Source organism: Chania multitudinisentens RB-25, assembly GCF_000520015.2.
GTDB classification, from domain to species: Bacteria; Pseudomonadota; Gammaproteobacteria; order Enterobacterales; family Enterobacteriaceae; genus Chania; species Chania multitudinisentens.
The window spans coordinates 268,438-289,314 of the sequence record NZ_CP007044.2 but is presented as its reverse complement, the minus strand read 5'-3'; the positions used below and the strand labels follow the sequence as shown (position 1 = coordinate 289,314).

The window sequence follows — 20,877 nt, the reverse complement described above, 5'->3', positions numbered from 1 at the left end:
CGCTTGTTTGACCGTTATGAAACTGGTGAACAGGCCGTACTGGTTCATATCTATTTCTCGCAAGATAAAGATACAGAAGATCTCAGTGAATTCGAATCGCTGGTATCCTCTGCGGGCGTTGAGGCTTTGCAAGTGGTGACTGGCAGCCGCAAAGCACCACATCCCAAATTCTTTGTCGGTGAAGGAAAGGCCGAAGAAATTGCCGATGCGGTGAAAGCCAGTGGCGCATCTGTTGTCTTGTTTGATCATTCCCTTTCCCCAGCGCAGGAGAGAAATCTCGAACGCCTGTGTGAATGCCGTGTGATCGATCGCACCGGGTTGATTTTAGATATTTTTGCCCAGCGTGCCCGTACTCATGAAGGTAAGCTACAGGTTGAACTGGCGCAGTTGCGCCATATTGCTACCCGTCTGGTTCGGGGGTGGACTCACCTTGAGCGCCAGAAAGGGGGGATTGGCCTGCGTGGGCCGGGAGAAACCCAGTTAGAAACGGACCGTCGTTTGCTGCGTGATCGCATCAGCCTGATTCTTAAGCGCCTGGAGCGTGTAGAAAAGCAGCGCGAGCAAGGGCGGCGGGCGCGTACCCGTGCCGATGTGCCAACCGTATCACTGGTGGGTTACACTAACGCCGGGAAATCTACCCTGTTTAATCGAATGACCTCTGCCGAGGTTTATGCGGCAGACCAGCTGTTTGCTACCTTGGACCCTACCCTGCGGCGTATTGACGTGGTGGATGTAGGTGATACCGTGTTGGCGGATACCGTAGGTTTTATCCGGCACCTGCCGCATGATCTTGTTGCCGCTTTCAAAGCAACCCTGCAAGAGACGCGCCAGGCCTCTTTGTTATTACATGTTATCGACGCTGCGGATACTCGGCTGAATGAAAACATTGAAGCGGTGAATACCGTACTGGCAGAGATTGAGTCGGATGAGATCCCTACACTGTTAGTGATGAACAAAATAGATATGCTGGATGATTTTGTCCCGCGTATTGATCGCAACGATGAAAATTTACCGATCCGAGTGTGGTTGTCCGCCGCCAGTGGAGAAGGTATTCCGTTGCTATTGCAGGCGTTGACGGAGCGTTTATCGGGGGAAATTGCGCATCATGAATTGCGTTTACCTCCGCAGGCGGGCCGTCTGCGAAGCCGTTTTTATCAGATTCAGGCAATCGAAAAAGAGTGGATTGAAGAGGACGGCAGTATCGGCGTGGTAGTACGTATGCCGATCGTGGAGTGGCGTCGCCTCTGTAAGCAGGAAAAGGAACTGATTAACTTTATCGTATGATCATATCCTGTTACATTTAATCGCCCGTTCTATAGACGAGTGAATTAAGTATTAGCCTGAAGTACCCAATCACAGAATAATGGAGCTAAAACATGGCGTGGAATCAGCCCGGTAATAACGGACAGGACCGCGACCCGTGGGGGAGCAGCAATAATAATAGCGGCAACTCTGGCGGTAACAACAAAGGCGGTCGCGAGCAAGGGCCACCTGATTTGGATGATATCTTCCGCAAACTGAGCAAGAAATTGAGCAGCCTGGGCGGGGGAAGAGGCTCCAACAACAATAGCGGCGGTGGTTCAGCCGGGCCGGGTTTCAGTGGCCGTATTATTGGTATTGCAGCGGTCGCGGTGGTGGTGATTTGGGCAGCCAGCGGCTTCTATACCATTAAAGAAGCGGAACGCGGTGTTGTCACACGTTTTGGTAAGTTCAGCCATCTGGTGGAGCCGGGTCTGAACTGGAAACCGACGTTTATTGATCAAGTACGCCCGGTCAACGTGGAATCTGTGCGTGAACTGGCGGCTTCTGGTGTGATGCTGACTTCCGACGAGAACGTCGTGCGGGTGGAAATGAACGTGCAGTACCGCGTTTCTGATCCAGCCGCTTACCTGTTTAGCGTGACCGATGCCAATAACAGCCTGCGACAGGCGACGGATAGCGCATTGCGCGGCGTCATCGGTAAATACACCATGGATAAGATCCTGACGGAAGGCCGAACCATTGTGCGTAGCGATACTCAGCGCGTGCTGGAAGAAACCATTCGCCCGTACAAAATGGGTATTACCCTGCTGGACGTCAACTTCCAGGCTGCTCGCCCGCCGGAAGAGGTGAAAGCGGCGTTTGATGATGCGATTGCCGCTCGTGAGAACGAGCAACAATCTATTCGGGAAGCGGAAGCCTACGCTAACGAAGTGCAGCCACGCGCTAATGGCCATGCTCAACGCCTGTTAGAGGATGCACGCGCTTATCAGGCCAAGACCGTTCTGGAAGCCCAGGGTGAAGTTGCGCGCTTTACCAAGTTATTGCCAGAGTACAGGTCTGCACCAGAAATCACCCGTGAACGTATGTACATCGAAACCATGGAGAGAGTTCTGAGCCATACCCGCAAGGTGTTGGTAAATGACAAAGGCAACAATAATCTGATGGTGTTGCCACTGGATCAAATGCTGCGAGGCCAGGCCGGTAAAGCTGTGACCGAAGGCAATAAAGATACCAGCCTGATTCGTCTCGATCCCGCTCCATCCTCCAGTAGTTCCTCGGAGGCGAGTTCCAATGGCTCAAGCGCGGGTTCTGTGATAGACCAACGCCGGGCAAATACGCAGCGTAGCGATAACACTCGCGTAGGGAGAGAATAATCAATGCGTAAGTCTTTAATAGTTATCGTCGCAGCGGTGCTGGTGGCGCTTTATGCCTCAATGTTTGTTGTACAGGAAGGCGAGCGTGGTATTGTGCTGCGTTTCAGCAAGGTTCTGCGCGACAGTGAAAACAAACCTGTGGTATTTGCACCAGGCCTGCATTTCAAGATCCCGTTCATTGAAACGGTAAAAATGCTGGACGCGCGTATCCAGACCATGGAAAACCAGGCTGACCGCTTTGTTACCAGCGAGAAGAAAGACCTGATTGTCGATTCTTACTTGAAATGGCGTATCAGTGATTTCAGTCGCTACTACCTGGCAACCGGTGGCGGTGATGTTTCTCAGGCAGAGGTGCTGCTGAAACGTAAATTCAATGACCGTCTGCGTTCCGAGATTGGCCGTCTGGACGTGCGTGATATCGTTACCGATTCACGTGGTCGTCTGATGGCGGATGTGCGTGATGCGTTGAATACCGGTACTGTGGGTGATGATGACGGAGTGGCAACCACGGAAGCCGATGACGCCATCGCTTCTGCTGCTGCGCGTGTTGAGCGTGAAACCACCGGTAAACAACCACAGATTAACCCGAACAGCATGGCAGCATTGGGGATTGAGGTGGTTGACGTGCGTATCAAACAGATCAACCTGCCAGCTGAAGTTTCTGATGCGATCTTCCAACGTATGCGTGCAGAACGTGAAGCGGTCGCTCGCCGTCACCGTTCGCAAGGTAAAGAAGAAGCTGAAAAGTTGAAAGCGACCGCCGACTATGAAGTGACCCGTACGATAGCGGAAGCGGAGCGTCAGGCGCGTATCACCCGTGGTGCGGGCGATGCGGAAGCTGCCAGACTGTTTGCTGAGGCTTTCAGTCAAGATCCTGACTTCTACAGCTTTATCCGTAGCCTGAGTGCTTATGAAACCAGCTTCAGTCAAGGTAATCAGGATGTGTTGGTGTTGAGCCCGGAAAGCGATTTCTTCCGCTACATGAAGTCGCCGGAACCAACGCGCAACAGATAATGTCAGCATAATAAGCGATACCCAATAGCCTCCTAAGTTGCAACTTGGAGTAGGATAGGGATAACAGGGCCTGTTCACTACGGGCCCTTTCTTTTTTGGGGGGAATATGAATTCGACGATCTGGCTGGCGCTTGGGTTGGTTTTGGTGTTGGAAGGGTTAGGGCCGATGCTGTTTCCACAGGCTTGGCGCAGGATGATTCTGGCAATGACGCAGTTACCTGATGCTACATTGCGGCGTTTTGGTGGTGGAATAGTGGTTGCAGGCTGCGTGATCTACTACATGTTGCGTAGCCGCACAGGGGGGTAAACTTTAGTCGAAAAAGTACGCAATTGTATGCTAAAAGTGCTGAAACTCAGAAATTACGATGGTAGAATCCATTTTTAAGCAACCGGTGATTTTGAAAATGGGTAAGAACGTCGTCGTGCTGGGCACCCAATGGGGTGACGAAGGTAAGGGCAAGGTCGTAGACCTGCTGACTGAACGGGCTCAATATGTTGTGCGCTACCAAGGTGGCCATAACGCTGGCCACACTCTGGTTATCAACGGTGAAAAAACCGTTCTTCATTTAATTCCCTCAGGTATCTTGCGTGAAAACGTCACCAGCATCATCGGCAACGGTGTGGTTTTGGCCCCCGATGCGCTGATGAAGGAAATGGGTGAACTCGAGGCGCGTGGCGTCCCGGTACGCGAACGTCTGTTACTGTCCGAAGCTTGCCCGCTGATCCTGCCTTATCACGTTGCGCTGGATAATGCGCGTGAGAAAGCACGTGGTGCAAAAGCGATCGGTACTACTGGTCGTGGTATCGGCCCTGCTTATGAAGATAAAGTGGCTCGCCGTGGTTTGCGCGTTGGTGACTTGTTTGATAAAGAAACTTTCGCGGTTAAGCTGAAAGAGATCGTCGATTATCACAACTTCCAGTTGGTTAACTATTACAAAGTAGAAGCTGTTGATTACCAGAAGACGCTGGACGATGTACTGGCGATTGCCGACATCCTGACAGCGATGGTCGTTGATGTTTCTGAATTGTTAGATGGTGCGCGCAAGCGTGGCGATCTGATCATGTTCGAAGGCGCACAAGGCACGTTGCTGGATATCGATCACGGTACTTATCCATACGTGACCTCATCCAACACCACTGCGGGTGGTGTAGCAACCGGTTCAGGCATTGGCCCGCGTTATGTGGACTATGTTCTGGGTATTGTGAAGGCCTACTCTACCCGCGTGGGTGCGGGCCCATTCCCAACCGAACTGTTTGACGAAACTGGCGAATATCTGTGCAAACAGGGCAACGAATTTGGTGCGACCACTGGCCGCCGCCGCCGTACTGGCTGGCTGGATGCGGTTGCGGTCCGTCGTGCCGTGCAGATCAACTCTTTGTCTGGCTTTTGTTTGACCAAACTGGACGTTTTGGACGGCCTGAAAGAGGTGAAGATCTGTGTGGCTTATCGTATGCCTGATGGCCGCGAAATGACCACCACACCGTTGGCTGCAGAAGGCTGGGAAGGTATCGAACCTATCTACGAAAGCATGCCAGGCTGGAGCGAAACCACTTTTGGTGTGAAAGACCACAGCAAACTGCCACAGGCAGCTCTGAACTACATCAAGCGTATCGAAGAACTGACTGGCGTACCGGTAGATATCATCTCTACTGGCCCAGATCGCAGTGAAACCATGGTTCTGCGCGATCCGTTTGAGGCCTGACCCGCTGCTTACCCGCAACCTTTCAAGTTGCCACTGCTCTGTAGCTTGAAAGGATGAAAGGGATTTTGCCGCAAGACAAACCGGGTATGATCCCGGTTTGTTTGTATCATTCGTTTTCTCAATTGCTGCTTCACATCAAGAAACCTTTCTAAAACCTGCATTCAGAGCGTTATATACGCTAAATAATTAGCGGTGAACTCATTGGCTGGTTTATTATCCAATGAGCATAACCATCTAAAGGATTTCAAGCTGCGATCAGGCAGCGGAGGCGGAATTCCGTCAGTTTATTCCAGCAGGCGCTTGGAGTGAGTTAATGTTGTAGCTTGAAGATGATGGATATAAAGAAAATTGCCGAATATCGGCATATCAGACGGGTAATATGAAACCCAGAGGTAGACGTGCAGTTAACAAGTTTTACAGATTATGGCCTGCGGGCGTTGATCTATATGGCATCACTGCCAGCAGAAAGAATGACCAGCATCTCGGAAGTGACCGAGGTGTACGGTGTTTCGCGCAACCATATGGTAAAAATTATCAATCAGTTAAGCCGTGAGGGTTTTGTTACCGCTATACGGGGTAAAAACGGTGGTATTCGTTTAGGCAAACCTGCGGCAACTATCCGTCTTGGCGATGTGGTACGGGCGTTGGAGCCGCTTTCATTGGTTAATTGTAAACGCGAGTTTTGCCATATCACCTCTGCCTGCCGCTTGAAACGGGTGCTCAATCAAAGCATACAAAACTTCCTTGAAGAATTGGATAACCATACTTTGGCTGATATGGTCGAGGATAATCCGCCGCTCTATAAGCTATTGCTTGTCGAATAAAACGTTGTTGAGCAGATCAGGCTCAACAACACCCTGCTGATGACAACGGAGGAACCTCAATGTCACAAGATCCATTCTTGGAACGAGAAGCAGAAAAATATGAATCCCCGATCCCTAGCCGTGAATTTATCCTGGCCCATTTGGCGAAACGTGAAACGCCAGCCAGTCGCGAAGAATTGGGTAATGAACTGAATTTATCGAGTGAAGAACAATTGGAAGCGTTACGTCGCCGTCTGCGTGCGATGGAGCGTGATGGTCAGTTAGTGTTTACCCGCCGCCAGTGTTATGCGCTGCCGGAACGTTTGGATTTGTTGCGTGGCACCGTGATTGGGCATCGCGACGGTTACGGCTTTTTGCGTGTCGATGGCCGTAAAGATGATCTCTATCTTTCCGCTGAGCAGCTGAAAATGGCGATCCACGGTGATGTGGTGTTGGCGCAGCCTTTGGGTGAAGATCGCAAAAGCCGGCGTGAGGCGCGCATTGTACGTGTGTTGGTGCCCAAAACCAGCCAGATTGTCGGGCGTTACTTTACCGATGCCGGTACAGGATTTGTAGTCCCGGACGATAGCCGCCTGAGTTTTGACATTCTAATCCCTGCTGATTCCATCAGCGGTGCGCGCATGGGCTATATGGTGGTGGTGGAACTGACCCAGCGCCCAACGCGGCGTACCAAAGCCGTTGGTAAAATTGTTGAAATCCTCGGTGATAAAATGGGCACCAGCATGGCGGTGGATATCGCGCTGCGTACCCATGAGATCCCACATACCTGGCCGCCACAGGTGGAAAAACAGGTGGCCGATCTCAGCGAGCAAGTGCCGGAGGCTGCTAAAAAAGGGCGTGTCGATCTGCGCCAGTTGCCGTTGGTCACCATCGACGGTGAAGATGCCCGCGACTTTGATGATGCCGTGTACTGCGAGAAAAAACGCGGCGGCGGTTGGCGGCTGTGGGTGGCGATTGCCGATGTCAGCTATTATGTGCGCCCGCGTACAGCATTGGATGACGAAGCCCGTAGCCGTGGCACCTCGGTCTATTTCCCGTCGGAAGTGGTCCCGATGCTGCCGGAAGTGCTGTCCAACGGCCTATGTTCGCTGAATCCGCAGGTTGATCGTTTATGTATGGTGTGTGAGATGACTATCTCCGCCCAAGGCCGCTTATCTTCGCACAAATTTTACGAAGCAGTGATGAGTTCTCACGCCCGTTTAACCTACACCAAGGTCTGGCATATTTTGCAGGGCGATGAGGATCTGCGTGAGCAGTATCACCCGCTGGTCAAGCATTTACAGGAACTGCATGCCCTGTATAAGGTGCTGGATCAGGCGCGTGCAGAACGTGGTGGTATCGCTTTCGAAACCGAAGAAGCCAAGTTTATCTTCAACGCTGAACGGCGCATCGAGCGTGTGGAACCCACGGTACGTAACGACGCACACAAGCTGATCGAAGAGTGCATGATCATGGCGAACATCGCCGCTGCGCGCTTTGTTGAAAAGCATGGCGAACCGGCTCTGTTCCGCGTGCATGACCGGCCAAGTGACGATCATATCTCTGCGCTGCGTAGTGTGTTGAGTGAACTGGGCCTGACGCTGGGCGGCGGTATGAAGCCGCAGCCAAAAGATTATGCCACTCTGATGGATGAGGTGGCCGATCGCCCGGATCGCGAAATGCTGCAAACCATGCTGCTGCGTTCGATGAAGCAGGCGATCTACGATCCAGAAAACCGTGGTCACTTTGGTTTAGCGTTGGCGTCTTATGGCCACTTTACTTCACCGATCCGCCGTTATCCTGATCTGTCCTTGCACCGTGCTATCAAATATCTGATAGCCAAAGAGCATGGTGAACAGAAAGAGCGCTGGACGCCAACCGGCGGCTGGCACAGCGATTTCGAAGAAATGCTGCAACTGGGTGCGCACTGTTCGATGACGGAACGCCGTGCGGATGAAGCCACCCGCAACGTGGCTGATTGGCTGAAGTGTGACTTCATGCAGGATCATGTCGGTGAAGTATTCAGCGGTATTATTGCCAGCGTGACCGGTTTTGGCTTCTTTGTCCGCCTGAACGATCTGTTTATTGACGGTTTGGTACATGTATCAACGCTGGATAACGACTACTATCGCTACGATAATATTGGCCAGCGGTTGATCGGTGAATCCTCTGGAATGGTCTATCGTCTGGGTGATGCGGTAGAGATCCGCGTAGATGCGGTGCATATGGACGAACGCAAGATCGATTTTGCGCTGGTTTCCAGCACCCGTAAACCGCGTGGTGAAGGTAAAACCGAGCGTGAACGCGCCAAGAACGGTGGAAAGCGCGCATTGCGTGATGGTGGTGCTAGCCGTGGCCAAGCTAAGCCAAAGCGCCGCGGTGGCAAATCGCCAGCCAATTTTGAGCCGGACAGCGCCTTCCGCAAAGAAGGGGCTAAACCTGCCGACAAGGTGAAGAAAGACAAAAAGGCGAAAGCCAAGAAACCGTCTGACAAAACCAAAAAGATAGCGGCAGCGACCAAAGCCAAACGCGCCAGCAAGAGCAAAGGTGCTACGCAGGGTTAACCAGCGGCACGTTATTATTCTTGGCCGGGTTTCACCCGGCCGCACAGTTATAAGAGCATCATGAGCGAAATCATTTACGGCATTCACGCCGTCAAAGCCTTGTTGGAACGCGATCCACAACGCTTTCTGGAAGTATTTATCCTTAAAGGGCGCGATGACCGCCGTTTACAGCCGCTGATTGCCGAATTGGAAGCGACAGGCATTGTGATCCAAGTGGCTAATCGCCAATGGTTGGATGAAAAGGCAGAGGGTGCAGTTCATCAGGGAATCATCGCGCGGGTGCGTGAAGGGCGTCAGTATCAGGAAAATGATTTGCCGGGCTTACTGGAAAGCGTTGAAACGCCATTCCTGCTGGTGTTGGACGGTGTGACCGATCCACACAATCTCGGAGCCTGCCTGCGTAGCGCTGATGCGGCTGGGGTACATGCGGTGATCGTACCGCGCGATCGGTCTGCGCAACTGAATGCCACGGCGAAGAAGGTGGCCTGCGGTGCGGCTGAGAATGTCCCGTTGATCCGCGTGACTAACCTGGCGCGTACTCTGCGCCTGTTGCAAGAGATGAATGTCTGGATAGTGGGAACCGCCGGTGAAGCCGATCATACGTTGTACCAAAGCAAAATGACTGGCCCGATGGCGCTGGTGATGGGAGCTGAAGGTGAAGGTATGCGTCGCCTGACCCGCGAACATTGTGATGAACTGATCAGTATCCCGATGGCGGGCACCGTTTCCTCGTTGAACGTCTCGGTAGCTACCGGCATCTGCCTGTTTGAAGCGGTGCGTCAGCGTAGCTGATATTGATATACACGTCATACTTCAAGTTACATGGTGTTGGCTGTGCTACCCGGCCCATGCAGAGCCTCACCCCTTCGGGGCCGCTGCAAGTTTGCAAGGGCGGGAAGTTTCCGCCCTTGCATCCAATCTTGTGATCCCGTCTTCGGCAGAAATCCTCTCAACGACCATAATGACCTTGATGTGTTAATCAGGGAGCAGAAAAATGGTCTGGAATACGCATACGGTTTTCAACCAGCCTAAGCCCTTGGGCAACAGCAATCTTTTTCTTTCCGATATTCCACTGTGTGAAGCGGTACAACGTGAGCAGGCTAGTTGGGATCTTGAGGTTCTGGCTTCTCTCGGCCAACAGTTAGGTACGCAAGAGTCGCTGGAATTAGGGCGATTGGCCAATGCCAACCCGCCAGAACTGCTGCGTTATGATACTACCGGGCAGCGCCTGGACGATGTACGTTTTCATCCCGCCTGGCACATCCTGATGCAAGGGCTGGTGGCTAATCGGGTACATAATCTGCCGTGGCAAGAAGATGCCCGTATCGGCTCCTTTGTGGCTCGTGCAGCGCGTTTTGTGCTGCATGCGCAGGTTGAAGCCGGAACACTGTGCCCGATCACCATGACTTTTGGGGCTATTCCCCTGTTGCAGCGTTCGTTACCGTCAGCTTTTCAGCCTTGGTTGGTTCCGCTACTTTCCGATCGTTATGATGCCCATTTGCTGCCAGGGGCACAAAAACGCGGGTTGCTGATTGGCATGGGGATGACCGAAAAACAGGGGGGCTCGGATGTTTTGAGCAACACCACTACCGCAGTGCCGCTTGCAGGGCGTGGTAATGGTGAAGTGTATCGGTTGGTCGGCCACAAATGGTTTTTTTCGGTACCGCAAAGCGACGCGCATCTGGTATTGGCGCAAACGGAAGGGGGGCTGTCCTGTTTCTTCCTGCCACGTATTTTGCCGGATGGCACCCGCAATGCGGTGCGGTTGGAGCGTTTGAAAGACAAATTGGGCAACCGTTCCAATGCCAGCAGTGAAGTGGAGTTTCTGGATGCTACCGCCTGGCTGTTGGGGGATGAAGGTGATGGCGTGCGGCACATCCTGAAGATGGGGGGAATGACGCGCTTTGACTGTGCGCTCGGTAGCCATGGCCTGATGCGGCGGGGGCTGTCGGTTGCGTTGTATCATACCTTGCAACGGCAGGCGTTTGGTAAAACATTGATTGAACAACCGTTGATGCGCCAAGTGTTGGCGCGTATGGCATTACGGCTTGAAGGGCACACGGCGTTGCTGTTCCGGCTGGCTCGTGCTTGGGAAAGCCGGAGCATTGAGGGTGAAATGGTTTACAGCCGCTTGTTGACGCCAGCCGCGAAATACAGCATCTGTCGCCAAGGTGTGCCCTTTATCGCTGAAGCGATGGAAGTGTTGGGCGGGATCGGCTATTGCGAGGAAAATGAGTTGCCACGGCTTTACCGTGAAATGCCGGTGAATAGCATCTGGGAAGGTTCCGGCAATATCATGTGCCTGGATGTTTTGCGTAGCCTGCATAAGTTACCGGGGGCCATGGAGGTGTTGCTGCAGGAGTTGTCTGCGGTACGTGGGCAGAATCGCCTGTTCGATCACGCCTGGCGGCAATGGCAGCAGCGTATGCGCCAGCCACAGGAAGCCATGGGGCGTATGCTGACCCAACAACTGTTTGACTTGTGCTGTGCCGCACAGTTATTGCAGCATGGTAGCCCAGCAATTGGAGAAGCCTGGTGCCATTTAACACTGGACCACCGAGGAGAAAACCTGTTGTCAGATACGGTGTGCGAAGTGTTGTTCAATCGGGCGATGGGCGTGTGAAAGGGGATCGCTGTTCATGGGGGCGGAACGAATGGTAGAGATGCATGATGAGTATGCAGGGAATATTGCAGTGATCCATGCGGTGCCTGCTGGACAATATGAGAAACCGTTACCGACAATTTTTTTCTATCATGGTTATACCTCGTCGAAAGAAGTGTATGCCTATTTTGCTTATGCGCTGGCAAAAGCCGGTTTTCGTGTAGTGCTGCCGGACTGTGAGATGCACGGTGAGCGCTTTGATGGCAATGAAACACGGCGGTTGGCGCATTTTTGGGAGATCCTGCAAAGTAATGTTGATGAACTACCAGCGCTCAAAGCACATTTTGTGCAGCGTGGACTTGTTGCTGGGCAGCGTGTTGGTGTGGGTGGTGCTTCAATGGGAGGGATGACCACGTTGGGGGCGTTGATTCGTTATCCTTGGGTTAAAGCTGCGGCCAGCCTGATGGGTTCCGGCTATTTCACCTCATTGGCTCAGACGTTGTATCCCCCTTTGAATGGGCAAGGTCAGCTGTTGGATAAAACCGCTTTCGCAGCACGTATCGCCCCTTTGGCCGATTACGGAGTGGAACAGCGGTGGGATAGCATTGCCGGGCGGCCATTGTTGCTTTGGCACGGCGAAGCCGATGATGTGGTGCCAGCAGCAGAAAGTGAACGTCTGGCTGGTGAGTTGCATTTGCGTGGGTTGAACCAGCAGTTGACTTATTTGACTGAGCCAGGGGTTCGGCACCGCATTACGCCCGGTGCGCTGGCGGCTACGGTAGCCTTTTTCCAACGCACGTTGTAAAAAAGCCCCCTGAATACGGGGGCAACTGAAAGAGGGTGTTCTGAATCACCGCTTGTCGGTGCGGCTGTGTTCCCTGGTATGGTTATTTATTTGCTTAACGGTACAGCTCGGCACTGACGTGGAACGAATCGGTGCTGCCCGGTTCATGCAGAGCAATAATATGGTAAGCGCTGGCCCCACGCTGGTCGGCAATCCGGCTTATCTGTGAGGTGGCATCATCAGGTGAAACCACGTCTTGATCCAGAGTGACAAACCCAATACTTTGGCGCTGTTCGGCCTGATGTGACGTAATTTCAGTCGCCGCCATAGCATGAGCAGAAAGCAGTAAAGCGATAGCGGTTGCGATGGTGATGGGTTTCATAATTGCCTCTCTTAACCGTTTACCTCAACGACAGAGCTGCTGAAGTAACCCGTTGTTTATCAATATTGAATAACTTCTACTCTTTTTCGCTGCGCTGTTTGCGGCGGTTAAAGGTAATTTTAGACTGCGGCTCAGGATTAAAAGGCCAAGCTTTTTGATGACGCTATTCAAAAAAAATGATAATGAATTGCGCTTGTATAATGATTTGATTGAAAGATTTTCTAAACTCATGGATCGACGTACATCACTTTCGTCACAGGCAAATCGTGCTATTTGCCCTGGTGCCGTGCGCAAACAGCAATAAATCCTACTCTGTCCTTGAGTTTCGCTCCCCACGCCAGTATGATTACGCGTCATTTTTCAGCCGCACACACATACACGTTCCTTGCTTCCATGGGCCGCGGTTGACCCTGACAGGAGGCTGAATAATCCGTAAGGAGCAATTCGATGCGTCATTACGAAATCGTTTTTATGGTCCATCCTGACCAAAGCGAACAGGTTCCGGGCATGATCGAGCGTTACAGTGCTACCATCACTAACGCGCAAGGTCAGATTCACCGTCTGGAAGACTGGGGCCGCCGTCAACTGGCTTACCCGATCAACAAACTGCACAAAGCTCACTACGTTCTGCTGAACGTTGAAGCTCCGCAGGAAGCGATCGATGAGCTGGAAACTAACTTCCGCTTCAACGACGCCGTTATCCGTAGCATGGTTATGCGCGTTAAGCACGCGGTTACCGAAGCATCTCCGATGGTTAAAGCGAAAGACGAACGTCGTGGCGATCGCCGCGAAGATTTCGCTAACGAAATCGCCGATGATGATGATGCTGGGGATTCTGAAGAGTAATTGCCGCTGTGACGGCTAATCGTCTGGTGTTGTCTGGCACAGTGTGCAAGACACCGGTACGAAAAGTGAGTCCTTCTGGGATACCCCACTGCCAATTTGTGCTTGAGCATCGTTCAGCGCAGGTAGAGGCCGGATTCAGCAGACAAGCATGGTGCAGAATGCCCGTGATTGTCAGTGGACAACAGTCACAAGCTTTAACTCAAAGATTAACGGTCGGCAGTCAGGTCAACGTTCAAGGCTTCGTTAGCTGCCATCAAGGGCGCAACGGGCTGAATAAACTGGTCCTGCATGCCGAGCAGATTGAATTGATAGATTCTGGAGACTAGCCAAATGGCACGTTATTTCCGTCGTCGCAAGTTCTGCCGTTTCACCGCGGAAGGCGTTCAAGAGATTGACTATAAAGACATCGCTACGCTGAAAAACTACATCACTGAAAGTGGTAAAATTGTCCCGAGCCGTATTACCGGTACTCGTGCAAAATATCAGCGCCAGCTGGCTCGTGCTATCAAGCGCGCTCGCTACCTGTCTTTGTTGCCGTACACTGATCGTCATCAGTAATCGGCCACTGTCCATTAACGACTTTGAGAGGATAAGGTAATGCAAGTTATTCTGCTTGATAAAGTAGCAAACCTGGGCAGCCTGGGTGATCAAGTTAGCGTTAAAGCGGGTTATGCCCGTAATTTCCTGGTACCACAGGGCAAAGCTGTTCCTGCTACCAAGAAAAACGTAGAGTTCTTCGAAGCACGCCGTGCTGAACTGGAAGCCAAACTGGCTGACGTTCTGGCCGCTGCGGAAGCTCGCGCAACCAAGATCAATGAACTGGCAACAGTGACCATCACGTCTAAATCGGGCGATGAAGGTAAACTGTTCGGCTCTATCGGTACTCGTGACATCGCTGACGCAGTGACTGCGGCAGGTGTTGAAGTTGCCAAGAGCGAAGTTCGCCTGCCGAATGGCGTTCTGCGTACCACGGGTGAGCACGAAGTGCACTTCCAGGTACACAGCGATGTGTTCGCACAGCTGAATGTAGTGGTAGTTGCAGAAGCCTAATCGGTTTCCGCCTGCCAAGTTAAAACGCCAGCCTCGTGCTGGCGTTTTGCTTTTCTGCACTCGATAAAATGCGCTACTCTGTGGCTATCTGTTGGCAAGGAGAGGCGAAAATGGCAGAAATTCACTTACGGCGAGTCTACGATTTTAGCGCTCCGGCACCGGAGTATTGCTACTTGATCGATCGCTTGTGGCCGCGTGGCATCAGCAAGGAAAGATTGCAAGGTGTGGAGTGGTTGAAGCAGGTCGCGCCGGATAATGCGTTGCGCCAGTGGTTTCATCAGCATACCGATCAGTGGGATGTCTTTGCCCAGCGCTACCGCCAGCAATTGGCGGAAAGCGATGCCTGGCAGCCGTTGCGGGTGTTATTACAACAAGGCAAGTCATTAACGTTGCTGTATGGCAGCAAGGATACGCAGCACAATCAAGGGGTTGTCCTGCGCGATTTCCTGTTGGATCAGATTAACGGTTAGCGGATACGGCGGTAGCTACCATCGGCCTGGCGGCGGAACAGGGCTTCGTTGTTATCGGCTCCTGTTGTGGATAGCGCGGTAATGATGCCGTTGGTATCGCGTTCGATACGCACTTCCTGCCCAGCTTTGAGCGTGCTGAGGGGTTTGTCGTTGCCTTCAACCTGGGCCATGGCGAAGACGTCATTCACGGGCAGGTTATTGTCACGGAACAGCTGAGCTAATGTTTGGCCAGGCTGAATCAGGTAGCGTTGCCAATCGTTATTCACCACCGGGTTATTACCCATCAGCTCTGCTTGCAGTGGGATGTTGTTCTCCTGGCTGGCGATCGGGAGCTGGCGCGGTGTGTTATCGTCGGAATACGGCCATAACAGTGACAGCAGCAGTATGAAACCGAAAATGCTCACCCAGCGGCGATGAAAATAGGGCAGTGGCTCCATCCAGTGGAAGCTGTCTGGCAGATGCCATGCCTTCAGCAACCAAGCTTTAACCCGGCTGTTTGGCGATGGCTGCGAATCTGGCTCTTCAGGTATTCCCGAGGTTGTATCGGGTTTCAGGCGCGGGCTCAGATTCAGCCAAGTGCGCAGCAGTGGCTGGTAGATTCGGCTGGTTTTCTTTCTCCTGGGCGCGATTCTGCCCATGGTGACCTCTCTTCAACGGCGTAAAATTGCCACTGTACAAAATGCGCTACTCTTAACGTCAGTATACCCTTCAAAGCTCTTGATATAATAGCTCGCTAATCGTTTGAAGTGGAAAGCGACTGATGAGAAAGCAGTATCAGTGTTAACAGAAGATTATTGTTTCTTTTTCCGCGACAAAAGTCATCAATCTCTACACAGGATTTTACCCGGCTTTCCTGCGCTGTTATGCTGCGCTTTCGACTTTTTACAGACTAAAGGAAAACCCTATGACAACCCCTTCTTTTGACAGCGTTGAAGCGCAAGCAAGTTACGGGATTGGTTTACAGGTCGGCCAACAGTTGCAGGAGTCCGGGCTGGAAGGTTTACAACCGGAAGCGTTGCTGGCTGGTCTGCGCGATGCGCTGGAAGGGAATGCCCCGGCGGTTCCTGTCGATGTCGTGCATCGTGCGCTGCGCGAAATCCACGAACGTGCGGACGCTGTGCGTCGTGAACGTCAGCAGGCGATGGCGGGTGAAGGCCAACAGTTTTTGGCAGAAAATGCCAAGCGTGATGATGTGACGCTGACCGAATCCGGTTTACAGTTTTCCGTGTTGGAACAGGGTAATGGCCCAATTCCATCCCGTCAGGATCGCGTGCGGGTGCATTACACTGGCCGCTTGATTAACGGTAACGTATTCGACAGCTCAGTTGAGCGTGGGCAGCCAGCTGAATTCCCGGTCAGCGGTGTGATCCCGGGTTGGATTGAAGCGCTGACTCTGATGCCGGTCGGCTCCAAATGGCAGTTGTATATCCCGCAGGATTTGGCCTACGGTGAGCGTGGGGCTGGCGCATCTATCCCACCATTCAGTGCGTTGGTGTTTGACGTTGAGTTATTAGAGATTCTGTAATTCATGACAGCGGCCGTGATGAACGGCCGCGTGTTTTTCTACCCTTTATACTTCAAGCTGCTTGGGTGTTGGCTGCGCTCTGTCGCCTACAAGCAATTCGAATTATTTTGGGTATAGATCAGAACGTGACGTTCATAGAAAGCCAGTAGTTGCGCCCTGCGATCACGTTTCCGGCGGTGGATTGGCTGCTGGTGAAGTAATCCCCGGCGGTAGTGGTACTGCCGTTGACCTCAAAGACGTGCGTAGCGGTAAAGTCTTTGTCCAACAGGTTGTTAACCGAACCATTCAATGTGATGTCTTTTGACACCTTGTAAGAACCACCCAGGTTAAACACGGTATAAGACTTGAAGTTTGGCCCTAAGTGGTCATAAACGACTTTGTTCAAGTTGGACAGATTATCGTAATTGTCGGTAAATCTTGCCATTTCCCCACGGTACTCAGCCTTGATCCAGGAAGAGAACTTGTCGTTGATCGCCCAGTTCAGTTTGGCATTGGCCATATGTTCCGGCGTATTGGTTAACTTCGCGCCCCGATTTTCACCATCTTTTTGCTCACTGTCGGTGTAGGTATAATTCATATCCAGTGACCAGTTATCTGCCCACAGCGGGATCGTTGTGGCTAACTCCGCCCCTTGAGTAATGGCTCTGCCAATATTCTTATAAGTGGATGTCAGGTCATTGATTTCGTAAGAGCTGATTTTGTTTTCGTAAATGTTATGGAATAACGTGGCGTTCGCCTTGAAGCCAGTATAGTTATCGTAATAGGCTCCCAACTCATAGTTGGTACTTTCTTCCGGTTTAAGTTTGGGATTACCGAGAATAACGATGGTGCCCTGCCCGCTAACGCCGCTGACGCCATCGTGCAACTGAGCCAGGCTGGGGGTTTTATACCCGGTGCTCACGCCGCCTTTAAAAGTCCAATCCTCCAGGGCGTTCCACACCAGATAAGCTCTGGGGCTGACATGGCTGCCAAAGGCATCGTGATATTCATAACGTGCGCCGTAGGTCAACGCTAAGGAATCAACCAGCCGCCATTCGTCCTCACCGAATAATGCCCAGGAATCTTGTTCAAATTTCTCTCCGGTGGTTGCCAGAACAACACCATCTTTCATTGTGGCATTGATATATTGAATGCCGCTGGTTAATAGATGGCTGTCTCCAAGCGGGGAAACCAGTTTGCTGTCCAGAATGAAATTGGTATTTTCCAAAAGGCGTTTATCACCAACCAGATTTGAGCCTGGTTCAACCACGGATGAGTTAATCAAGCGGCCTTTGGTTTCAGTCTGGTTATAGCTCAGGCTGGAACTCCATTTGCCGAAATCCAGTTGATTATCACTCCCCAACGTGGCTTTGCGGCGCTCATAGCGGATGGTATCAGCATAACCACCGCGTGAACCGGAGCCTAGGGTGCCTAATTGGCCTTCACTATTGTCGTATTTCTGATTGGCCAACTCACCGTCCAGCCAGAGCGCGTTCTTTTCATTAAGCTGCCAGGTAAATTTGCTACCCAGGCTATAGTTGTCGGCTTTTACCGGGTTGGGGCCACGGCTGCTCAATTCGGTTCCCGTGCTGGATGACATGACGTGTGAAGCTTCGCGTCGGAAGATACTGCCACGCAATGCTAACCCAAGCTGATCTTCAACCAGTGCTCCGCTGGAATAGAAGGTAAATTTGCTGCTGTCGCCATAGTCGGTATCTTCTTGAAACGTGTGTTCAAGGCTGGCCGCACTTGCCCACTCTTTGGCCGTTTTTTTGGTAATAATATTGACGACCCCACCCATGGCATCTGAGCCGTACAGTGTGGACATCGGGCCGCGTATGATTTCGATGCGTTCAATCGAAGAAAGCGGGGGCATAAAACTGGTGTTCATGGTGCTGAAACCGTTGGGCGTGACATCGGTAGTGCCATTTTGGCGGATGCCATCGACCAGAATCAGCGTATAACTGCTGGGCATGCCACGGATACTGATATCAAGCCCACCGGTTTTGCCGGTGCTACTGCGCACATCAACCCCTTCCACATCCGACAAGGCTTCGGCTAAGTCATTGAACTTGCGCTGGCTTAATGCCTGTTGGCTGATAACGGTGATACTGGCTGCGGCCTCAGTGATTTTCTGTTCATATCCTGATGCGGTGACGACGATCTCTTCTGTTTCGGCCGAGAGCGCAGGGTGAGTAGCAGAGGCTGCTACAAACACGCCTAAAGAATAAAAAGCCTTTTTTTTATTTTTAAACATATTCGATTCCATGGTTGTCGATGAGCAGATTTTCAGAGGGTAATGTTTGTTGGTGCTCGCATTGTAACGAACCATTTTTTAATGTAAATAATTATCATTAAGATACTCATTCTTGATTATGTATTTGTGATAACCGTTTTTATGGGGTGAGTAGCGGCATGACACGGTGAGGTTCTTTTCAGAGAAATTACTGGAAATGCAGGGTGTTGGAGAAGGTATTACGAAGACAGGGCGCACGCTTGGCACGCCCCGATGATATTATTTGGCTTGCAGATCGATCTGGTACAGAGCAAACCCATTGCTGTCTGTACCAACTGCCTTCATGGGATATTGCGCATGATCTTTAATAAAGGTATTGGCTTTATCGCTGGGGGAAGTTTCCAGGCGGATATCCAGCGGCTGCGCACTGTGGAATGTTGCCAAGCGCCAGTTATTGTCTGCCTGCGGGTGGACAGCACCTTGTTGCTGGGTTTCCGCGCTGATGTAAGCCGCTAAGATTGAGCGGTTTTCGTCTGGCGAAGCGAAAGCAATATGCTTATCTCCAGTGCCGGCAAATTTGCCGCCGTAGGCGCGGTAGTTATTGGTTGCAACCAGGAATGTCGCCTGTGGATCAATGGGCTTACCGTTAAAGGTCAGTTGCTTGATACGTTCAGCTTTGTCATTAATCAGCGTACATTCACCGTCATAACGGGCGGGTTGGCTGATATCAATCTGATAATTCACACCGTCGATGACGTCGAAATTATAGGTGCGGAAACCCTCCCAGTTGATCAAGGCCTGGGGTTGGCGGTTGTTTAGGTCGATCTGATTGAATAACCCAGCGGAACATTCCAACCACTCTTTAACCTCTTTGCCGCTGGCCTTCACCACGGCTAGCGTATTCGAGTAGAGATAGAGATCGGCGGCATTGCGGAAAGTAAGCTGGCCTTTTTCCACTTCGACGAAGCTGGCGGGATCGTTCTTGCGGCCACCAGCTTTAAAGGGCGCGGCAGCGGAGAGTACAGGAAGAGAGGCGAGATCCGGGTCACCTTGAATATAACGTTCTACGTAGGCTTTCTGCGCATTATTGACGATCTGTACCGTAGGGTCGTCTTGCACTAGCGCCAGATAGCTGTACATATTGCCGTCAGCCTGCCCGATAGTCTGGCTGACAAATTCACGCGTTTCCCTGTGAGTATCTGCCAGTACTTTCACCAGATTGCTCTCTTCTGCGGCCAGTGATTTTTTGTTCTCTTTGTCATAAATCGGCCGCGCTTCGGCTTTAGCGGAGATGACTTTCCAACTGCCAGCCTCATTGCTCAGTTGAAAGTCCACAACGCCAAGATGATCGCCCCATTGGCCTGGCATCACCGCTGGCACGCCATTCAGCAAACCTTTTTCAATGTCTGTGCCTGGTATAGAGCTGAAGTCTTTGCTTGGGAATACGGCATGGGCATGGCCAAACATGATGGCATCGATGCCGGGCACCTGGCTGAGGTAATACACGGAGTTTTCTGCCATGGCTTTATACGGCTCGCTGGAAAGACCGGAATGCGGAATGGCTATCACCAGATCGGCACCCTGTTTACGCATTTCTGGCACGTAGCGCCTGGCGGTTTCGGTGATGTCGTTGACGGTGACTTTGCCTTTCAGATGGGTTTTGTCCCAGATCAGGATTTGTGGTGGTACAAAACCGATATAGCCGATACGTAGAGTGTGTGCTTTGCCATCACGATCGGTTACCGGTGTATCAACGATAATATAAGGAGTAAACAACGGCTTTTGCGTTGTGGCGTCAATCACGTTGGCGTTGATATACGGGAACTTGGCACCGGCAAGGGCATTTTTCAGGTAATCCAGCCCGTAATTGAACTCGTGGTTACCAATGTTACCCACTGCGTAATCCAGCGTGTTCATTGCTTTATAAACCGGGTGAATATCCCCAGGTTGTAACCCTTTGGCGGCCACGTAATCACCCATGGGGCTGCCCTGAATCAGATCGCCATTATCCACCAGTACGCTGTTAGTGCTCTGTTGTCTTGCCTGCTGGATCAGACTGGCAGTACGTACCAGACCGAATTTATCGGTCGGTTTATCCTTGTAATAGTCGAAGTCCATCATATTGCTGTGCAGGTCTGTGGTTTCCAGCACGCGTAGGTCAACCGTTGCGGCCTGCACTGAGGTGCAGGCCAACAGGGCGAGAGCGGATAACTTCAGCGGACGCTTTATCATTATTGGCAATCTCCATTCCATTAATATTCGAGAGGTATCGCAAAGGGCTAG

20 protein-coding genes are annotated in these 20,877 nt (G+C 51.8%); 16 read left to right on the top strand and 4 right to left on the bottom strand.

Translation table 11 applies throughout. The features are described 5' to 3' along the window. Window positions 1–3: 3 nt before the first annotated feature. The 10 genes from hflX to yjfP all read left to right on the top strand — a co-directional run bounded on the left by hflX (window position 4) and on the right by yjfP (window position 12,127). Window positions 4–1,284 carry a ribosome rescue GTPase HflX gene (gene hflX, locus Z042_RS01180; protein WP_024912406.1) on the top strand — a complete coding sequence of 427 codons (1,281 nt, stop codon included), beginning with the start codon at window positions 4–6 and terminating at the stop codon, window positions 1,282–1,284. Between the two features lie 92 nt (window positions 1,285–1,376). Next, a complete protein-coding gene (gene hflK, locus Z042_RS01175; RefSeq protein ID WP_024912407.1) occupies window positions 1,377–2,636 on the top strand; it encodes an FtsH protease activity modulator HflK in 1,260 nt (419 codons plus the stop codon). Window positions 2,637–2,639: 3 nt separating this feature from the next. Continuing rightward, entirely contained in the window at window positions 2,640–3,650 is a 1,011-nt protein-coding gene (gene hflC / locus Z042_RS01170; RefSeq protein WP_024912408.1) for a protease modulator HflC, read from the top strand. Between the two features lie 106 nt (window positions 3,651–3,756). Next, window positions 3,757–3,957 carry a DUF2065 domain-containing protein gene (locus tag Z042_RS01165; RefSeq protein WP_024912409.1) on the top strand — a complete coding sequence of 67 codons (201 nt, stop codon included), beginning with the start codon at window positions 3,757–3,759 and terminating at the stop codon, window positions 3,955–3,957. Window positions 3,958–4,054: 97 nt separating this feature from the next. Beyond that, a complete protein-coding gene (locus tag Z042_RS01160) occupies window positions 4,055–5,353 on the top strand; it encodes an adenylosuccinate synthase (protein ID WP_024912410.1) in 1,299 nt (432 codons plus the stop codon). 398 nt (window positions 5,354–5,751) lie between these two features. Next, window positions 5,752–6,177, top strand: coding sequence for a nitric oxide-sensing transcriptional repressor NsrR (nsrR, locus tag Z042_RS01155; protein ID WP_024912411.1), 426 nt, complete (start codon window positions 5,752–5,754; stop codon window positions 6,175–6,177). Window positions 6,178–6,236: 59 nt separating this feature from the next. Continuing rightward, a complete protein-coding gene (rnr, locus tag Z042_RS01150; protein WP_024912412.1) occupies window positions 6,237–8,720 on the top strand; it encodes a ribonuclease R in 2,484 nt (827 codons plus the stop codon). Window positions 8,721–8,780: 60 nt separating this feature from the next. Beyond that, window positions 8,781–9,512 carry a 23S rRNA (guanosine(2251)-2'-O)-methyltransferase RlmB gene (rlmB, locus tag Z042_RS01145; protein WP_024912413.1) on the top strand — a complete coding sequence of 244 codons (732 nt, stop codon included), beginning with the start codon at window positions 8,781–8,783 and terminating at the stop codon, window positions 9,510–9,512. 202 nt (window positions 9,513–9,714) lie between these two features. Next, window positions 9,715–11,343 carry an isovaleryl-CoA dehydrogenase gene (locus Z042_RS01140; RefSeq protein ID WP_024912414.1) on the top strand — a complete coding sequence of 543 codons (1,629 nt, stop codon included), beginning with the start codon at window positions 9,715–9,717 and terminating at the stop codon, window positions 11,341–11,343. Between the two features lie 31 nt (window positions 11,344–11,374). Further along, entirely contained in the window at window positions 11,375–12,127 is a 753-nt protein-coding gene (yjfP, locus tag Z042_RS01135) for an esterase (RefSeq protein WP_024912415.1), read from the top strand. Between the two features lie 94 nt (window positions 12,128–12,221). Here yjfP and Z042_RS01130 read toward each other — a convergent pair whose 3' ends face one another. After that, entirely contained in the window at window positions 12,222–12,488 is a 267-nt protein-coding gene (locus Z042_RS01130; RefSeq protein WP_024912416.1) for a YdgH/BhsA/McbA family protein, read from the bottom strand. 447 nt (window positions 12,489–12,935) lie between these two features. On the opposite strand from Z042_RS01130, the gene rpsF reads away from it, so the two are divergent. The 5 genes from rpsF to Z042_RS01105 all read left to right on the top strand — a co-directional run bounded on the left by rpsF (window position 12,936) and on the right by Z042_RS01105 (window position 14,854). Beyond that, window positions 12,936–13,334, top strand: a complete 399-nt coding sequence (gene rpsF / locus Z042_RS01125; protein WP_024912417.1) for a 30S ribosomal protein S6 — start codon at window positions 12,936–12,938, stop codon at window positions 13,332–13,334. Window positions 13,335–13,342: 8 nt separating this feature from the next. Then, window positions 13,343–13,660 (top strand): primosomal replication protein N, encoded by a 318-nt coding sequence (gene priB, locus Z042_RS01120; protein ID WP_037406495.1) that lies wholly within the window; start codon window positions 13,343–13,345, stop codon window positions 13,658–13,660. 4 nt (window positions 13,661–13,664) lie between these two features. Next, window positions 13,665–13,892: a 30S ribosomal protein S18 gene (gene rpsR / locus Z042_RS01115; RefSeq protein WP_000135199.1), complete on the top strand. Its 228-nt coding sequence runs from the start codon at window positions 13,665–13,667 to the stop codon at window positions 13,890–13,892. Between the two features lie 39 nt (window positions 13,893–13,931). Further along, window positions 13,932–14,384, top strand: coding sequence for a 50S ribosomal protein L9 (gene rplI / locus Z042_RS01110; protein WP_024912419.1), 453 nt, complete (start codon window positions 13,932–13,934; stop codon window positions 14,382–14,384). 110 nt (window positions 14,385–14,494) lie between these two features. Further along, entirely contained in the window at window positions 14,495–14,854 is a 360-nt protein-coding gene (locus tag Z042_RS01105; protein WP_024912420.1) for a DUF488 domain-containing protein, read from the top strand. On the opposite strand, the gene Z042_RS01100 is transcribed toward Z042_RS01105, so the two are convergent. Beyond that, window positions 14,851–15,492: an OapA family protein gene (locus Z042_RS01100; protein ID WP_024912421.1), complete on the bottom strand. Its 642-nt coding sequence runs from the start codon at window positions 15,490–15,492 to the stop codon at window positions 14,851–14,853. The two genes, Z042_RS01105 and Z042_RS01100, sit on opposite strands and share 4 nt — an antisense overlap. 266 nt (window positions 15,493–15,758) lie before the next feature. Between Z042_RS01100 and fklB the strand changes: the two genes are divergently transcribed. Continuing rightward, window positions 15,759–16,379, top strand: a complete 621-nt coding sequence (gene fklB, locus Z042_RS01095; RefSeq protein ID WP_024912422.1) for an FKBP-type peptidyl-prolyl cis-trans isomerase — start codon at window positions 15,759–15,761, stop codon at window positions 16,377–16,379. A gap of 118 nt (window positions 16,380–16,497) precedes the next feature. On the opposite strand, the gene Z042_RS01090 is transcribed toward fklB, so the two are convergent. Both Z042_RS01090 and Z042_RS01085 read right to left on the bottom strand, forming a co-directional pair. Further along, complete coding sequence (locus Z042_RS01090) at window positions 16,498–18,615, bottom strand: TonB-dependent receptor domain-containing protein (protein WP_024912423.1); 2,118 nt, start codon at window positions 18,613–18,615, stop codon at window positions 16,498–16,500. 258 nt (window positions 18,616–18,873) lie between these two features. Further along, window positions 18,874–20,826: a bifunctional 2',3'-cyclic-nucleotide 2'-phosphodiesterase/3'-nucleotidase gene (locus Z042_RS01085; RefSeq protein WP_024912424.1), complete on the bottom strand. Its 1,953-nt coding sequence runs from the start codon at window positions 20,824–20,826 to the stop codon at window positions 18,874–18,876. Between the last annotated feature and the right edge of the window lie 51 nt (window positions 20,827–20,877).

Excerpts from the sequence above, each read along its gene's own strand:
- Z042_RS01100 (WP_024912421.1), bottom strand. The coding sequence starts at position 15,492 with ATGGGCAGAATCGCGCCCAGGAGAAAGAAAACCAGCCGAATCTACCAG.
- Z042_RS01130 (WP_024912416.1), bottom strand. The coding sequence starts at position 12,488 with ATGAAACCCATCACCATCGCAACCGCTATCGCTTTACTGCTTTCTGCT.
- Z042_RS01105 (WP_024912420.1), top strand. The coding sequence starts at position 14,495 with ATGGCAGAAATTCACTTACGGCGAGTCTACGATTTTAGCGCTCCGGCA.
- Z042_RS01140 (WP_024912414.1), top strand. The coding sequence starts at position 9,715 with ATGGTCTGGAATACGCATACGGTTTTCAACCAGCCTAAGCCCTTGGGC.
- yjfP (WP_024912415.1), top strand. The coding sequence starts at position 11,375 with ATGGTAGAGATGCATGATGAGTATGCAGGGAATATTGCAGTGATCCAT.
- Z042_RS01165 (WP_024912409.1), top strand. The coding sequence starts at position 3,757 with ATGAATTCGACGATCTGGCTGGCGCTTGGGTTGGTTTTGGTGTTGGAA.
- rpsF (WP_024912417.1), top strand. The coding sequence starts at position 12,936 with ATGCGTCATTACGAAATCGTTTTTATGGTCCATCCTGACCAAAGCGAA.
- Z042_RS01160 (WP_024912410.1), top strand. The coding sequence starts at position 4,055 with ATGGGTAAGAACGTCGTCGTGCTGGGCACCCAATGGGGTGACGAAGGT.
- fklB (WP_024912422.1), top strand. The coding sequence starts at position 15,759 with ATGACAACCCCTTCTTTTGACAGCGTTGAAGCGCAAGCAAGTTACGGG.
- rnr (WP_024912412.1), top strand. The coding sequence starts at position 6,237 with ATGTCACAAGATCCATTCTTGGAACGAGAAGCAGAAAAATATGAATCC.
- rpsR (WP_000135199.1), top strand. The coding sequence starts at position 13,665 with ATGGCACGTTATTTCCGTCGTCGCAAGTTCTGCCGTTTCACCGCGGAA.
- hflK (WP_024912407.1), top strand. The coding sequence starts at position 1,377 with ATGGCGTGGAATCAGCCCGGTAATAACGGACAGGACCGCGACCCGTGG.
- Z042_RS01085 (WP_024912424.1), bottom strand. The coding sequence starts at position 20,826 with ATGATAAAGCGTCCGCTGAAGTTATCCGCTCTCGCCCTGTTGGCCTGC.
- Z042_RS01090 (WP_024912423.1), bottom strand. The coding sequence starts at position 18,615 with ATGTTTAAAAATAAAAAAAAGGCTTTTTATTCTTTAGGCGTGTTTGTA.
- rlmB (WP_024912413.1), top strand. The coding sequence starts at position 8,781 with ATGAGCGAAATCATTTACGGCATTCACGCCGTCAAAGCCTTGTTGGAA.
- rplI (WP_024912419.1), top strand. The coding sequence starts at position 13,932 with ATGCAAGTTATTCTGCTTGATAAAGTAGCAAACCTGGGCAGCCTGGGT.
- hflC (WP_024912408.1), top strand. The coding sequence starts at position 2,640 with ATGCGTAAGTCTTTAATAGTTATCGTCGCAGCGGTGCTGGTGGCGCTT.